14 protein-coding genes are annotated in these 15,553 nt (G+C 37.3%); 7 read left to right on the forward strand and 7 right to left on the reverse strand.

The genetic code is table 11. The features are described from left to right. Position 1: 1 nt before the first annotated feature. The gene (locus Q7J54_01060) at positions 2–1,240 is read left to right on the forward strand and encodes a glycosyltransferase (protein ID MDO8740143.1); all 1,239 of its coding nucleotides are present in this window, start codon (positions 2–4) and stop codon (positions 1,238–1,240) included. Then, a complete protein-coding gene (locus Q7J54_01065; protein MDO8740144.1) occupies positions 1,237–1,860 on the forward strand; it encodes a hypothetical protein in 624 nt (207 codons plus the stop codon). The genes Q7J54_01060 and Q7J54_01065 overlap by 4 nt, the downstream gene beginning before the upstream one ends. On the opposite strand, the gene Q7J54_01070 is transcribed toward Q7J54_01065, so the two are convergent. The 3 genes from Q7J54_01070 to Q7J54_01080 are packed head-to-tail and all read right to left on the reverse strand — an operon-like array spanning position 1,852 to position 4,345. Further along, the gene (locus Q7J54_01070) at positions 1,852–3,204 is read right to left on the reverse strand and encodes a glycosyltransferase family 39 protein (GenBank protein ID MDO8740145.1); all 1,353 of its coding nucleotides are present in this window, start codon (positions 3,202–3,204) and stop codon (positions 1,852–1,854) included. The two genes, Q7J54_01065 and Q7J54_01070, sit on opposite strands and share 9 nt — an antisense overlap. Further along, the gene (locus Q7J54_01075) at positions 3,201–3,893 is read right to left on the reverse strand and encodes a polyprenol monophosphomannose synthase (protein MDO8740146.1); all 693 of its coding nucleotides are present in this window, start codon (positions 3,891–3,893) and stop codon (positions 3,201–3,203) included. Before Q7J54_01075 ends, Q7J54_01070 begins: the two co-directional genes overlap by 4 nt. Further along, the gene (locus Q7J54_01080; protein ID MDO8740147.1) at positions 3,890–4,345 is read right to left on the reverse strand and encodes a multiprotein bridging factor aMBF1; all 456 of its coding nucleotides are present in this window, start codon (positions 4,343–4,345) and stop codon (positions 3,890–3,892) included. The genes Q7J54_01075 and Q7J54_01080 overlap by 4 nt, the downstream gene beginning before the upstream one ends. A 131-nt stretch (positions 4,346–4,476) precedes the next feature. Between Q7J54_01080 and Q7J54_01085 the strand changes: the two genes are divergently transcribed. From Q7J54_01085 to Q7J54_01095, 3 genes are all read left to right on the forward strand, one after another. Beyond that, entirely contained in the window at positions 4,477–5,073 is a 597-nt protein-coding gene (locus Q7J54_01085) for a helix-turn-helix domain-containing protein (protein MDO8740148.1), read from the forward strand. A 77-nt stretch (positions 5,074–5,150) separates the two neighbouring features. After that, entirely contained in the window at positions 5,151–6,104 is a 954-nt protein-coding gene (locus tag Q7J54_01090; GenBank protein ID MDO8740149.1) for an ABC transporter ATP-binding protein, read from the forward strand. Continuing rightward, positions 6,101–8,116, forward strand: a complete 2,016-nt coding sequence (locus Q7J54_01095; GenBank protein MDO8740150.1) for an ABC transporter permease — start codon at positions 6,101–6,103, stop codon at positions 8,114–8,116. The genes Q7J54_01090 and Q7J54_01095 overlap by 4 nt, the downstream gene beginning before the upstream one ends. A 30-nt stretch (positions 8,117–8,146) precedes the next feature. Here Q7J54_01095 and Q7J54_01100 read toward each other — a convergent pair whose 3' ends face one another. Then, positions 8,147–8,554, reverse strand: a complete 408-nt coding sequence (locus tag Q7J54_01100; GenBank protein ID MDO8740151.1) for a hypothetical protein — start codon at positions 8,552–8,554, stop codon at positions 8,147–8,149. 224 nt (positions 8,555–8,778) lie between these two features. On the opposite strand from Q7J54_01100, the gene tnpA reads away from it, so the two are divergent. Then, positions 8,779–9,333: an IS200/IS605 family transposase gene (gene tnpA, locus Q7J54_01105; protein ID MDO8740152.1), complete on the forward strand. Its 555-nt coding sequence runs from the start codon at positions 8,779–8,781 to the stop codon at positions 9,331–9,333. 130 nt (positions 9,334–9,463) lie between these two features. Here the strand turns inward: tnpA and Q7J54_01110 are convergent, their stop codons facing one another. From Q7J54_01110 to Q7J54_01120, 3 genes are all read right to left on the reverse strand, one after another. Beyond that, on the reverse strand, positions 9,464–11,683 hold the full coding sequence (locus Q7J54_01110) for a glycosyltransferase (GenBank protein MDO8740153.1): 2,220 nt from the start codon (positions 11,681–11,683) through the stop codon (positions 9,464–9,466). A 125-nt stretch (positions 11,684–11,808) separates the two neighbouring features. Then, complete coding sequence (locus Q7J54_01115; protein ID MDO8740154.1) at positions 11,809–12,834, reverse strand: pesticidal protein Cry7Aa; 1,026 nt, start codon at positions 12,832–12,834, stop codon at positions 11,809–11,811. A 468-nt stretch (positions 12,835–13,302) separates the two neighbouring features. Continuing rightward, positions 13,303–14,838, reverse strand: coding sequence for a hypothetical protein (locus Q7J54_01120; protein MDO8740155.1), 1,536 nt, complete (start codon positions 14,836–14,838; stop codon positions 13,303–13,305). Between the two features lie 332 nt (positions 14,839–15,170). Here Q7J54_01120 and Q7J54_01125 point away from each other — a divergent pair, with 332 nt between their 5' ends. Beyond that, entirely contained in the window at positions 15,171–15,545 is a 375-nt protein-coding gene (locus tag Q7J54_01125; protein MDO8740156.1) for a YkgJ family cysteine cluster protein, read from the forward strand. Positions 15,546–15,553 lie beyond the last annotated feature (8 nt).

The following is a 15,553-nucleotide window of genomic DNA, read 5'->3' on the forward strand; positions in this document are numbered from 1 at the left end:
AATGAATTTTGATGCGCTGCTAATATATGTGGTTTCTTACTTTGGCTTATTCACCGCCATATTTTTCTTTTCCACATTGCTCGACTATAAAGACAGGCTTAAAACCCCGAGAATAAAGGAATACGCCAAGGTTTCAGTTATAGTGCCCGCTTATGATGAAGAAGCCACCATATTAAAGACAATAAAATCCCTGCTTAACCTGGATTACCCGAAAGACAAACTGGAAATTATAGTTGTTGATGATGGCAGCACAGATGGCACGCTTAAAGTTGCAAACTCAATTAAAGAGCCGAATGTAAGGGTATTCACAAAGAAAAACGGCGGCAAGGGATCTGCCCTTAATTTCGGGCTGAAAATATGCACAGGTGACTTCGTAGCTGCCTTGGATGCAGATTCTTTTGTGATGAGGAATGCCCTTAAAAAAATGCTGGGTTATTTTGAAGACAAAAATGTTATGGCTGTTACGCCTTCATTGAAAGTCTATAAGCCAAAAAACTTTTTGCAAAGAATCCAATTAATAGAGTATCTTATAGGCATCTTCCTCAGAAAAATATTTGCCATTCTTGATTCCATCCATGTTGCTCCTGGCCCGTTCAGCATATTCAGAAAGGAATTTTTTGACAAATATGGCGGCTATGATGGAGATAATCTTACAGAAGATATAGAAATCGCTTTAAGGATAAAAAGCAAGAAATTCAAAATAGAGAATGCTGCTGATGCAATAGTCTATACGCTTACACCGCCCTCATTTATGAGCCTTTTAAAGCAAAGATTAAGGTGGTATTATGGGTTTATAGAAAATGTACTGCAATACAAGCATCTCTTCAGCAGAAAATACGGCGACCTAGGCATTTTCATCTTGCCTGCAGCATTCATCTCAGTTGCTCTTGTCATTATTGTCCTTTTCTACACAATATTCCGTTTTATTACAAGAACGCTAATTCAAAATTATAAAAATCTCAGTTCAATAAATTTTGACTTTGCAAAGCTGTTTGATTTTCATTTTGACCTTTTTTTCATAAATTTCAACTCAGTTGCTGTGCTCTCCATATTGTGCCTGATAATAGGCATATGCATGATTATTATGGCAAAAAAGATTTCAAACGAGACATCTAAGATAAAAATGTCCTACCTGTCTTATCTGCTGTTTTACTGGGTGCTGTTCGGAGTCTGGTGGCTTACTGCTATTTTTTACAAGCTGTCCGGGAAAAAAGTAATTTGGAGGCATAAGGACATATGATGAAATCAAGATCCAGGTATTTTTTTGTTTTCGCTGCAACTACGTTGATATTCCTCATAGGCCTGATAATTGGCGCAAAGACTGCTGATACAAAGCTTTCAAAGCTCGGCGACCTTGAGCAGGATATGAGAATTGACACGATGGCTGTTGAAATCGAGTACTTGCTTGTCAGCGAGGATCCGTGCAGATGGATAAATTCAACTCCGCTTACTGATGACCTCTATCAAATAGGCTCAAAATTAGACTATATGGAAAATCAGCTTGGAAAAAACAACATGGATGTGATAAGGCTCAAAGAATATTATTCCCTGCTGGAAATAAGGCATTGGCTTTTTATGCAGAAGACGAATGAGCAGTGCAAATCAAACAGAACGCTGATCCTCTATTTCTATTCAAATTACAAGGACTGCGATAAATGCGAAGAGCAGGGATTCGTTTTGAACTATCTGCATAAAAAATATCCGGCAATGAGCATTTACTCCTTCGACATAAACATAGACAATTCTGCAATCAATGCTATCAAAAGAAAATACAGCATAAAAACAGCTCCGAGCCTGATAATAAATGACGTTGCTTATGAGGGATTTAAGACAAGCGACGAAATAGATGCCTTAATTTAAGACCCTGTAAATATAGGCTTCCTGGCTGCACTCCCCATCTATGTGCTTTTCTAATTTTAACCTGTTGTTTTCATCCAGTGTTGTCCTGTTAAATGGCACGCCGACTAAATTATTGTAGGCAAAATAACTGGGCTGAAACTGGTCAATAAGTGCATCGATGTCTTCGCTCCATATCGACTGTATCCTGAAATTTCCGTAATATCCGAACCATGGCCAGAAATTGCTGATTACATATCGGTCTTTAGGCGCAAATTCCTTAAGGTAATCTGCGCTTTGAATTATGGCTCCGTCTTTTTCACAGCTTCCACGAGATGATATTTTGTCAAAACCAAAAAGAATGGCTGTTAAAATGGCAAAGACGATTACTGCAGCATAAAAAAATCTTCTATACTGTACATCTTTGATTTTTTCCATTAAAAACAAAAATCCAGCATAACATAAAATAAATAAAAAAGCCAGATCTGCAAGGTAATACCTTGAAAACTTCAGCCTTACAAAAAACAGGTAATAAGCAAAGAAAATAATTGTATAAAATATCATAATCCAATTTTCCTTTCTTTTTTTAATCAAAGGATGAATGCCGAAAGGCAAAAATATAGAAAGTGCTGCCATCACAACAAAGAAATTAGCTATCTGCTGCATTATTGGCTCATTCACAGTATACTGCGCTATGACAGACATCTGCATTACTAAATCCCATAACGGATTTTTGTAAGTGATAAAATTATAAATCAGCCAAGGCAGTAATGCTATGATGCTGCCTGTTGAAAAATAAATGAGCTTCCTGTATTCCTTGAAAAAAATGAAAAAAACCGCAGCTGCAAGGCCGAAAAGTGCATTTGGGAATTTTGCCATAAAAGAAAGTCCGCTCAAAATACCTGCAATTATGACGAACAGTGCAATAAATCTGCTTTTTTGTTTCATAAGAAGGTAAAAAGACAAGATTAAAAAAAACAAAGCAGGGATTTCAGTGTAAATCTTAGATCCCCATTCAATCATTAAAGGGCAGATTGAAAAAAGTGCTGTGATAAAAAGCGCATGCTTGTGCTCGAAATTCTCTTTGGCGATTAAGTAAAAAACATATATTGTTGCCAATGTAAAAAATATCATGATCAGCTTTGCAATAAAAATGCTTTCTCCAGTGAAGAGCCAAAAAAATGCAATTATATACTCCACTAAAGGAAACCTGAAATCTTCTGTAAAGTTTGACTGCGCAATATGGCTTCTTGCATTTCCAAGATAAACATTCTCATCCCAAAGGAGAACAGGATCGATGAAATTAAGGATTAAAAATAAAGCGAGAAAAAAAGCCAGTAAAATAAAGATATGATGTTTTTTATTCATTTTCTTGCAATTTTATATTTTATCAGTCTCGCCAATGTCACTACATAGTTCAGATATTCCCCTGCACCAAGCTTGCTTTTTCCCACTCTCCTGTCCTTGAAGATGTAAGGCACTTCTTTTACAGTTTTGTAGCTGCCTTTAACCAGGATTTCAAGGCATATTTTGAAGCCTTTTGAGTCGAATTTTATTCCTTTAATCACGGATTTTTTCAGGAAAAACAGTCCGCTCATTGGATCTTTAACATTGGTTACGGTTTTTGCCAGCAATGTTGCGCCTTTGCTTATGAGCTTTCTTAATAAAGGCCAGTTCTCAATTCCGCCGCCTTTAACATGCCTGCTTCCAATCACAAAATCAATGTTTTCATTTAAAATCGGCTTTATCAGTTCAGGGATTATTTCAGGCGGATGCGAGAAGTCCGCATCCATAACGCCAAGAATAGAACCTTTTGCAGCTTTAAACCCGGCAACAACAGCGCTGCTCAATCCCAACTTTCCTTTTCTGTGCAGAACTTTAACAGAGTATTTCTTGCTTAAATTTTCAGCGATCTTCCCTGTCCCGTCTGGCGAGTTGTCATCAACTATTATGATCTCGCCTTTGATCTTGTTCTTTTTAAAAATATTTGAGATTTCAGCAATAAGGTTTTTTATGTTCTCTTTTTCGTTGTATGTCGGGATTATTATTGAGATCATTTTTTTATCTTCACGAAATCCCCTAATGTAAAGCTGTCTGCTGCCTTTTTTGCTTCCTTTTTATGAATCTCTTCATGCTCTTCAACCAGCTTTATTTTTAAAAATCTTTCAAGCTTTCTTGCAAGCTCAACATTTGGCTCAAAATGCCCTGATTCGATCTTGTGGATCAAAGAAGCCTTCTCATTTATTTTTTTGGCAAAATCCTCTTGTTTTAAGCCAAGCGCTTCCCTTTTTGATTTTATCAGTTCAGGGTAGTCTGGAACTATTACTTCCATTAGCTCCTTTTCTTCAGCCATTATGCTTTGGGTTTTTTGCTTTTTTGGATCAATCTGGCTTATTCTGATTTCGCCCAGGGTCTTGCCGAATTTGGAGCATTGATCGCATACAAATAATTCGCTTCCTTCAACTAATGCCTTGAATCTTGCCTGTTTCCCGCACATATCACATTCCATTCTAGCCTTCCATCGTTATTCTTAATACAAGGCAGAAAAACAGGGAAAATATAAAAAGGTTGTTATTTATAGCTTCAACTTCATTCAAAGCTTCCGCAAACTATTTAAAAAGCACTCCATATGCCAACCATATGTCAAGAGAATCGTTTTTATTGGTGTCTTTGAAAGAAGACAAGGCAAAGCGCCTTGCCGAGGTTGTCAGCAACGAATCCTGCAGAAAGATCCTTGATTATCTTTCGGAAAAAGAAGCTACAGAAACAGAACTGGCGCAGCATCTTAATCTGCCGTTGTCAACAGTGCACTATAACCTTAAAAATCTGACAGAAGCGGAATTGGTTATAGTTGAGGAATTTCATTACAGCGAAAAGGGCAAGGAAGTCAACCATTACAAGCTGGCAAACAAGTACATAATCATTGCGCCAAAAAGCACATTCGGCATAAAAGAAAAGCTGAAGCACATACTGCCTGTTGCAGTGATTGTGGTTGCAGCAGCAGCTCTTATCCGTGTTTTTTCTTCAGGATTTGGAAGCCAGGCATTTGGAGCAGTAAAAACTGATCTGGTGAAAACAGCAGCAACAGGTGCAAGTGAAAATGCGCTGATGGCAGCACCTTCAGCACAATCAACAGCAGCATATTTAACACCGCCAAACATTGCAATGTGGTTTTTGTTCGGAGCTTTATTCGCAATCTTGGTTTACGCAATTTGGGATTGGATCAGAAAAAAGTAAAATATCTTGAAAATGTTCTATAACTTCTCGAGAGTAGTCTCATTAAATTTATTAATCAGCTTTTTTATCCTATATATATGAGCAGCAGTATTGCCGTAAAATTCGATAATGTAACAAAGAGATTCGGAGATAATCTTGTTCTGAACAAAATAAACCTCAATATCAATGAAGGCGAAATATTTGGCATCATAGGAAGAAGCGGATCAGGAAAGACAACAATGCTGAATCTTTTGATCGGCTTCATGCAGCCACAGGACGGCGATATTCTCTACAACATAACTGAAAGCGGGGTTGAAAGCTTCAAGTCAGTTTTCAGAAATCCTTTTGATGTAAAGAAGAAGTTCGGATTTGCTGCGCAGACGCCTTCTTTTTATCCTAAACTGACTGTAATGGAAAATCTGAGGTATTTTGCAGCCCTGTACAGCATATCAAAATCAGGCATAAACAGCAAGGCAGATGAGCTGCTTGAAATGACAAGCTTAACCAAATTCAAGAATCTGATTTCCCAGAATCTTTCAGGAGGTATGCAGAAAAGGCTGGATATTGCATGCTCTCTCATCCATAATCCTTCGCTATTGATTTTGGACGAACCGACAGCTGACCTCGACCCTATTTCAAGAAAGCAGATATGGGATCTTATAAGAAATGTAAATGACAGGGGGGTTACAATAATACTGGCGAGCCATTTCCTTGCAGAAATGGAAACTCTGTGCACAAGGGTTGCAATACTGGACGATGCAAAGATAGTAAGATCAGGAACAGTGGATGAATTAAAGACCTTGTACACAAAAGAAAAGGAATTGATTCTTGAAACCAGCTCAAGGAATTATGATGCTTTGATTAAAAACTTAAGAAAAATTGGAATTAAGAACGTAAAAGTAGAGGAAAACAGGCTCATCATCTACACGCTTGAAGGCGAAAAAACACTCGCAAAATTATTAAGAATGCTCAGCAAAAAGGAATCCCTGCTCGGAGTTGAATTAGGCAGGCCGTCTTTGGATGAAGTATTCGTATCATTGGCTAAAAAATGAAACTATTCAGCATAATAAAAAAGAACTTTAAGCTTTTGCTTAGGTCAAGGACTTCTGCTTTGATAGTTATACTTGGGCCTTTGTTAATAATCCTTCTTGCAGGAATAGCATTCAACACATCAAAATCATACAGCCTCAATATTGGAACTTATTCTCCGAGCTATAATGCGCTGATCAATTCTTTCATAGAACGATTGACTGACAAGCAGTTCGCAGTAAGGCAATTTGAAACAGAAAATTCATGCATAGATGCCATTAAAAAAGGCACAATACATACATGCATTGTTTTCCCGAAAGATCTTGACTTTGAAAACCCCTCTATTGAGAATGAAATAACATTTCATGTTGATTACTCCAAGATTAATTTAGTCTGGATAATCCTTGATATTGTCTCTTCAAAAATATCTTCAAGGTCAAGGGAGCTGAGCATTAATCTTACAACTGTTATTTTAGATAAGCTGGACAGGACAAAGCAGGAATTGCAGAATGACCTGATTGTTATTGATGCTCTTGTATCTGAAAACAAGGATGTGAATGACAAAGTTTCAGAGGTTAAAGCTTCTTTAAGCTCAATGCAGCTTTCTTTCAATAAAAATGATCTAAAGGCAGATGAGATTGCAGCTAAAACAGCAGAGGTGAACAGCAAAGTAACCTTGCTGCTAGGTTACAGTTCTGCATCAATTGCCACAACACAGCAATTGATTGATAATGTAAATAACGCAGCAGGGATGATGTCTGCAAATGCAAGCGGCAAAGGCATACTGGTAAGTTCTGCCAACGATGCGCAAACACAGGTTACAGATCTGTCTTCAAGCATAAGCAACATCAGCAGCCTTATCTCTTCATACAATTCAGACATTGCTTCTTTGCTGTCTGTTATGCAGGCAAGCTCAGATGATTTGCAGGCAAGGCTTGACAAAGCAGCTTCGCTTAAAAGCTCAGCTTCGTCAAAGCTTGATGTTATAAAATCAACATTGGACAAAGCAGCTTCAGAGCTTAGCGCAGTCAAGAATTCTGTCCGCAATATAATTGCAAATATCGAAAGCACTAAAGTCAAGGATGCCCAAAGCATTGTAAGCCCTGTCAAGACAAAAATATCACCTGTAACGCCTGAAACAAGCAACCTCAATTATGTATTCCCGAGCCTGATAGTTCTTGTCATAATGTTCATAAGCATATTGCTTTCGTCGACATTGGTTATGATGGAAAAGATGTCAAGAGCTTATTTCAGAAACTTTGTAACTCCGACAAGAGATGCAACATTCATATTTTCAGCTTATCTTACCAATATGCTGATCCTTGTATTGCAGCTAATAATCATCCTTGCAATCTCAACAATATTCTTAAGGGAGATTGTGCTGCTGGGCCTGTTAAAATCCCTTCCTTTACTGCTGCTGATAACAACAATATTCACATTCATCGGAATCTGCATAGGCTATTTGTTCAATTCAGAGGAAACATCAACAATGGCTTCAATATCTGTTGGCGCGATAATGATCTTCCTGTCCAACCTCATACTGCCGCTGGAAAGCATGCCGGATTATGTCAGGCAGATAGCTGCTTATAACCCATTTGTAATAAGTGAAGTAGTGCTTCGAAAATTAATGGTGTTCAATTCACCTTTTATTGTTATTAAAAATGAGATCGGGATGCTTATAGCTTTTGTTGTGCTTTTCATTGGTTTAACGCTTGGAGCTCAGCAATTGATGAAGCACCGCTTTTTGGCAGAGGGAATAAGCATTTTCAGGAAGAAAAAGAAAGAAGAGCCTAAAGAAAGTGAAGAGCAGAAAGAGACAAAGCTGAGTTTCAAATCAATAGGAGAGCTTGTCGGGAATATCTTTTCCATGCCGGATCATGACTTTGAAGAAGCGATCAAAGAGAAAAACATCTATGCAGAATGGGTATTGGAAAGTTACAAGGATGAAGCACTGTACAGCAAGTTAAAGGATATAAGGAAGAGAACGCAGTTCTTAAGCATTATAAAGAAGCATTTGGAAGAGAAAACAAAGTAGAGCATGTGTTTTATTTTACCACAACTTAAATCAAAATGAGATGTTTCTTTCAGGATTATATCCTTTATAATCGATCTTGAGCCCTAGTGTTGTTAAAATTTCTACATCTCGCTTCATCTCTTCTTCCAGACCTTCCCAACTACCTTCCCAATAAAAGTGCATTGGAAATAAAGTCCATTCCCACCTTTCAATATCAAAATAAAGTGTGAAATTTCTTGATTTGGACTCCTTGCCCCTTATCGCTTTTTCAATTGACGAACCATAACGGCCAAATTCAACGTGAATTGTCCTTTGTTTTAAATCTTCGAGTTCTTGTTCTTTTTCTCCTCTTATATCGGTGTAAGCATCAACAATATTTGTGATTTGGTTTCCTAAGAAACCTAACTTACTTTCTACTATCAATCTTTCAATCTGCTCCAATACTGAATTTAACGCCATAGCAAACAGGAATACTCTCTACTTTTTAAATATAACTCAAAATTTTTAAACATGACATACTCCCAAAATAAATCCAGCTAAAGCTGGGGGTTTCTCACGCAAACCATTTTACTTAAACTTTTCCCTCTTGCGAGGTCGCTCATCAGCTAAAAGTTTAATGTATGGTTCGCTAAACGAGAACCCCTAACGATACAAGCAACCACCTTCAGATTGAGGTGGTCGCTATGACTAAAAACATATATCAGCACTTTAATCCAGAAGTGCACAAAATTGAAAGTAAAATCGCAACGGTGAGAACGTCTCATCATTGCAAATACAACGTCAATTATCATATTATTTGGATTCCAAAGTACAGAAAACCTGTTCTTGTAGATAAAGTCAAAGAAGTGCTAAAAACAATTATTGACGGACAATGCCAAGAATTAGGCATTTATAATCTAGCGTTAGAGATTATGCCAGACCACTTGCACTTATTCGTAGGTGCAAAGCCAACAGTAACACCATTTAAGATAATCCATAAACTTAAAGGAAACACAAGCATACAGTTAAGACGTTGCTTTCCAGAGTTAAGGTATCTCGGATACAAACAACATTTCGGAAAAGGATTTGACAATCTCTGGGCAAGAGGTTATTATTGCGGCTCTGCTGGGCATGTTTCGCAAGAGCAAGTCAAGAGATATATTCAAGAGCAGATGGGCAAAGACGTCTTTGAATATGATATTTTTGGTTGCCCAACAGAACTGAAAGGGCAATTAAAGATAGGAGATTTCATAAATTGATTTAACTAATCTCTTATTTTCTAAACCTTTTTAATTTGTAACAACTAGGGAAGTTAAAATTACAAAATATAGATAAAAATTTAGATAAGTTCGGCAGTATCGCTTTCAAGCATTTTAACCAACAAATATCTTATTTCGGAACAAAGTCAGACATTACATTCTTGTCCAATGCTAGTCTTGCAATCAGATATGCGATTGTAGATTCTGCACCTTGATTTAAATTAACTGAGAATTGCCCTATTCCATCATGGCATCCTCCTGAACTATGGTCATATAATGCTTGGTTTAATGAATTTTTGCCTAAAAACCACTGGAATGCAATAATTGCAAGTTTTCTATATTTCTCATCTTTTGTTACAGAATATGCAACTTGCAGTGTTTGAACCATCGAAGCAGTATCAACCGGCTGTTGATCAAAATATGCCCTATGCCCTTCTTTGATGTACCATCCTTTCTGACCTATGGGAGCAAAACGATTTTTTTCAAAGTTTATAGATATCAGGAAATCTAGCGACGATTTTGCTGCTTGAAGGTATATTTCGTTTCCAGTTGCAGGATATGCATAAAAAAGCGATTCAGAAAGTTTACTATTACTATAAGTTAGATATGGCTCAAACCATTTCCACTCATTTGAGAGATTGTCTTTTTGAAGAGAAACTAAATGGTCAGCTAATGCTATTATTTTTTTCCTTATCTGCTCTGAAGGTTTTGCAGAATTAAGGTAATAAAGCCCTAATATTGTGAATGCTATTGATCGTGGAGATTTTTTTAGATCTATATGTTTGATGGCTTTGCGAAAGATTGTTTCTGCATCATCGACAATTTCTTTTGGAAGGCTATCAATTGATAATAAATAGCCCAAACACCATATTGCCCTTCCATGTGCATCTTGGCTCCAGTCATCATAATTAATTTTTTTATCCTTATCTACATAATTAAATAGCCTGCCATCTTCATGTGCAACATACTTAATAAATTCAAGGTATTTTTTTATTGATGATATTAATGATTCATCTTTAGATTTTTTATATTGCATACACTCTACAAGCATTGCTCTTGCATTATCATCCAGCGTATAGCCTGAAGAGATGTCAGGCTCTTTTAGATTTGCAAATTGGATGATTCCAAAATTATCTGTCATCTTATTTAGGTGATTTAGATTTAGATGTGGCAGGGTCAATCCCTCTTTCTCTTCAAATATTGCATATCTCCTAAATACATCCATATATGATTTGACAACATTAGGCCATACCATCTGCCTTGTAAATGCGTAAGCATTCTTTTCCATCTTTTCCTTTAAATCATCGTCTGATAGAATCTTTAGGATTCCTTCACTAATTGAATCAGGATTTTTAAAATCTGCCAGAACTCCTCGTTCAGGAGTTACTATCTCTTTTGCGTGCAGGAAGGGTGTAGAGACTACAGCTCTTCCTGCGCCCATTGCATATACAAGTGTACCGCTTGTTATCTGGTTTGGCTCGGTGCTAGATGATATATAAACATCAGTAGCCTCCAAATACTTAATAATTTCGCTAAGCTTAACATACTTATTATAAAATTTTACATGCTTCTGTATCTTCAGCTCTTTTATCTTATTTTGGAGCATGTTTCTGTATTGCTCTCCTTCTTTTTGCCTGATTGCTGGATGGGTTTCTCCAACTATTATGTATAGTATACTTGGAAATTTTTCTAGTATCTTAGGGATTGCTTCAAGAACATATTCATAACCTTTGCCAGGACTCATCATGCCAAAAGAAGATAAAATAATCCTTTTCCCGTAGTTCAGTTTAGCCTTTTCCTTGTGGCTTTGAACATATTCCACAGTTGGAATACCATGAGGAATGAACTCTATCGGTTTTGTAATGTTGTAATCATTTCTCAAGATATCAATCGCAGTATTAGCCATTACAACAATGCATACACATTTTTCTGCAAGTGACTGCACAACCTTTTTCAGTTTGTCGTTAGGTGATGGCTGAACAGAATGAAATGTGATTACCATAGGCTTGTTAATTATTTCCATAAAGGCAATTAGATAGCTTCCGTATTCCCCACCAAAAATTCCAAACTCATGCTGGATATTTATAATCTTTATGTTGTCATTATCATTTATTTTTTTTGCAGCGTCAATATAATCCTGAAGGTCTGAGTCATTTATCTCTGCAATGACATCATCAGGATAGTTATAGATGTTAGTAACATCATTATTCATTGCAACCACTTTTGATTTTGCAGAATGTGAAAATGCCTTATCCATTGATGTCACTATATCTTTTGTAAAAGTTGCAATTCCGCATTCTCTTGGCGGGAATGTAGATACATATAAAATCCATGATGTTTTTTCTCTCATAAAACTAGAAAAATTTTATTTTTTATAAACTTATGCCTAATTTTATCTGATTTTTATGAACAGTTGTTCTTCTATCATTAATAATAAGCTACGCAATTGAAGGAGCAATATACTAATAGTTATTTTCAGGAGCTCTTTAAGAGTTCATTAAGAAGTTCATTTAAGCTTAAGGATACTGCTGCAATTCTCTTGTCAGCTGCCCCATAATAAATATATAATCTATCGCCGAAAATCGCTGTACCCGTAGGAAAAACCACATTATTGACATCTCCATATTTTTCATAATCTTCTTTTGGAGAAAATAAAGGATAGTCAAGCCTGCCTATCATCTTATAGGGATTGTTCTTGCTAACTAAAGCTGCGCAGGCCCTGTAAATCCTTCCATTAGGTGAATTTTCGATTGCATGATAAATCAAAAGCCACCCTTTATTTGTTTCAATTGGAGGAGCTCCTGCGCCAATTGCTCTTGACTCAAACCAATATCTCTGATCAATTACTTTGCTCTCTCCTAACTTAGAAAGATGTTTTTTCCAATAGCTTTTTGTTAAATCCTTGAAATCTCTAAAAGTTATTGCTTGTACCTCTGGAAGGACCCTATGCAGCAGATAAAATTTTCCATTTATCCTTTTAGGAAATATAAAAGAATCTTTTCCCCAGATATAAACATTTTTAGGAGTATCTATCTCAGATTTGTCATAAATATCCAAATTAAAATATCTTTCTTCTAGCTTTGCCTTGATAAATATGTTCTTAGCTTCAGCATATGAGATTAAATAGGATATAGGGCCTTTTTTCTCCCATTTTTTAAGATTTTTGCTGATCGCATATGCTGTAACAACATCTTTACCATTATAAGCCATATAAAACATATAATAGATGTCATTAAACTTTACAATTCTTGGATCTTCGATGCCATGCTTCTCATAATCATACTCAGGTGCGAGTATTGGAATTTTGCTTCTTTCAATCACTTTTAGCGGACCTTCAAGTTTACAGTAGCCTATGCTAGAATAGTTGCCATTTCTTACTGCCCTATAAAACATGTGGACAATGTTACCATCTTGGACTATTGATGGGTTAAGGACTGCATGATTTTCAAATTCATTTTCAGTTGATTTGAGAACTATGCCTTCTCTTTTTATTTTAATCATATCACCTAAAACTCTAACGTCATATAAATACTTTTTGATAATTTTCATAACTAAACCTTCCAAAATCATTTAACCCCGATTTAATAAATCCTCCTAAAGCATTTTTTGCAACTCATCTTTTAGAAAATGGCACAGATAGGGGATATATCCGAGATTTACTGGATCATTCAGACATAGGCAAAACATTAATCTATGCGAGGATATCCAATAAAGATACTAGTAACATTAAAAGTCCAATGGATGATTAACCAAATTTTGTTTTTTGGCAAATTATCTATTGTCACACAAACCAAAGGCAAGTTTAATGTTGCCTCTTAAAGTACATTTGATAGAGGCACAGCATTCATCCCACAACTAAAGTTGCGGGTATTCTGCCTACGATTTTATAAATCATCAACAAATTTTTACATAACTTCAACCCAAATCAAACGCTATTGGCGAGCATCTGTGCTGCCTACTCTCTGTGTTTTAGGGTGAGGCGCTAATAACAACCTTTCTTATACCGCCCGCATATTCCAGAGTTATGGTTGTATCGGCAGAGTTGGACACCTCTTTGATTTGAACACTCTGGCCATCCACCTGGGCTGTGAAGTTTCCTCTGACAAGGGTCATCGGAATCTTTATGGCTGCAGACCCAGTCGTCCCAATGGAGTCGGCGACTGTGAAGGTGATTGCTCTTGTACTCTGATTGAAAGTCAGAGCCGAAACAGAGGAGGTGGAACTTACGAAAATATGCTCACAATTGCCATTTGACGAAACCAAATAATCGTAGGAAGGTTTCTGTTCCTTCAAGAAGAGCGTTCTGGCATTGCCACTTAGGATATTGAGAGCAGAATTGTAGTCTAGGTTAGAAAGGAGACGTGTCCAGTGTCCGATGGCGTTAGGTGTGGCACCCTCACTTGTTTGGTCTGCATAGTTAAGCCATCTCTCCTTGCCATTTGCGCCTCCTCCGGCATCTGAACCGAATAGGATACGGGTGTTCCATGTTTCAAAGAACTGCCTCCATTCCTCATTCAATCGACCACCATTTTGATTATCAGTCTCACCAGGATCTTGCTGGCTTTGTCCCTGACTTGGTGCTTGTTGAGTCTGCGGTCCTTGACCATCAGATTGATTTGCGAGCACCCCCCAATTAGAGCCGAGTTGTGGTGGAGGGTTTTGCAGTTCCTGAACCCCAGCCGTGTCGAAATACAGATTAGGATATCTCAATAGGAAGTCGTTTAGCGTGGCGCGGTTGAATAGCATCTCGGCGAATCCGATATGAGCCCAGATGATAATCGCGTCTTTGTTGTAATTCAACATTTTTTCGAAGGCGGTGTTCGCAACAGGGTCGTCAGGTACGAAGTGAACCGAGACAGGGACGTGATACCTAGCGGACAGATCCACCAGCTGAAGCCATAGCGGATTATCTGGCGCAACATAGATGTTCGGGGGCGAAGTGTGGGGATTATCGCCACTGTAGAACCTTAGGTTAGCTTCGCCTATGCCATAAAATTTTCCCGTCTTCAACTGCGTTTCAGCAGATGTGAAGAATGATTGACCTTGCGTTAACCAGATAGAGTGTTGCGGCGAGTCAGGAGTATCTACAAATGTTATAAATCTACCCGGGTATTTAGATATGGCTTCGAGCGAACCTGAATATAGGTTCGACATGCTCACACCTGCCTTATCCATCTCTAAAATTATCTGAGTTGCACTTATTGTAGAGGGTATGTGAACATGGGAATCGAAAATATCCATCTTCTCAGTGTCAGTAGGTTTGTTGATGCATGAATTGTCGGGCGTACTTATTGTCGTGACAGTCACATTCGGCATTCCCGCTGAAATGTTAGTTGTGGCTGTCATATTTAGTGCCACCGCTGAAACGTTCTCACCACTTATGGGCAGGGTTGACATGGTTTGCTGCTGTTGCTGCCCTATACAACCGCTGATGAAGAGAATGCCGGCCAATAGAACCAGAAATGAAAGATAATTCACCTTCTTTTGTACGAGTTTTAACTTCATATTGCCATTATATATTCTGCAAGTATATAAATATTTACTTGACCATTTGTCAAGAACCACCCATCAAAGATGGGTGGAATGTTGCCACAATTCACCGCATCAGGTGGTTCTTGAGCATGCTCAAAAATTTTCCATAAGCGAAAAAAGTTGGCTTTCGGCCACCAGTTAAAAACTGGTAGAAAATTTTTGACATATTTAACTCAGAAGCAGTCAAGCATAGCCAATAGCTTCAACCCAAATCAAACTTATCGATGGGTATTTATATATGCCCGTCTCTCCATACTGCATGATATTAAAACATATAATCAATTTGCCCAAAAGCGGAGAATAAAATGACTGTAAGCAAATTAGCCAAAAGCGAGGTATGCCGATCATGTGCTAGGTGCTGTAAAACATTCGGCATGCTTTTTGACAGAGATACTGCTAAACGGTTTATTATGATGGATGAAAGAAAAATAAAAGTTGAGGAAATTGAAGTATCTGAAGGCAATTTTTATTACCTTGTTACTTTTAAATACCCTTGCAATAAATTGAAGCATGACAGGGAAGGAAAGTATTATTGCAGCATCTATGATGATAAAGAATCAGATAGGCCGCAGTTTTGTAAAGAATATCCTGATAATATACCTATTTCATTAATCGAGCATGATGCTAAAGAATGCCCGCTTTTGGACAAACTATTAAAAGCTAAGCTTTCCAGATTATAATTTTGAAT

This window comes from Candidatus Woesearchaeota archaeon, assembly GCA_030651135.1.
Classification (GTDB): domain Archaea; phylum Nanobdellota; class Nanobdellia; order Woesearchaeales; family JACPBO01; genus JACPBO01.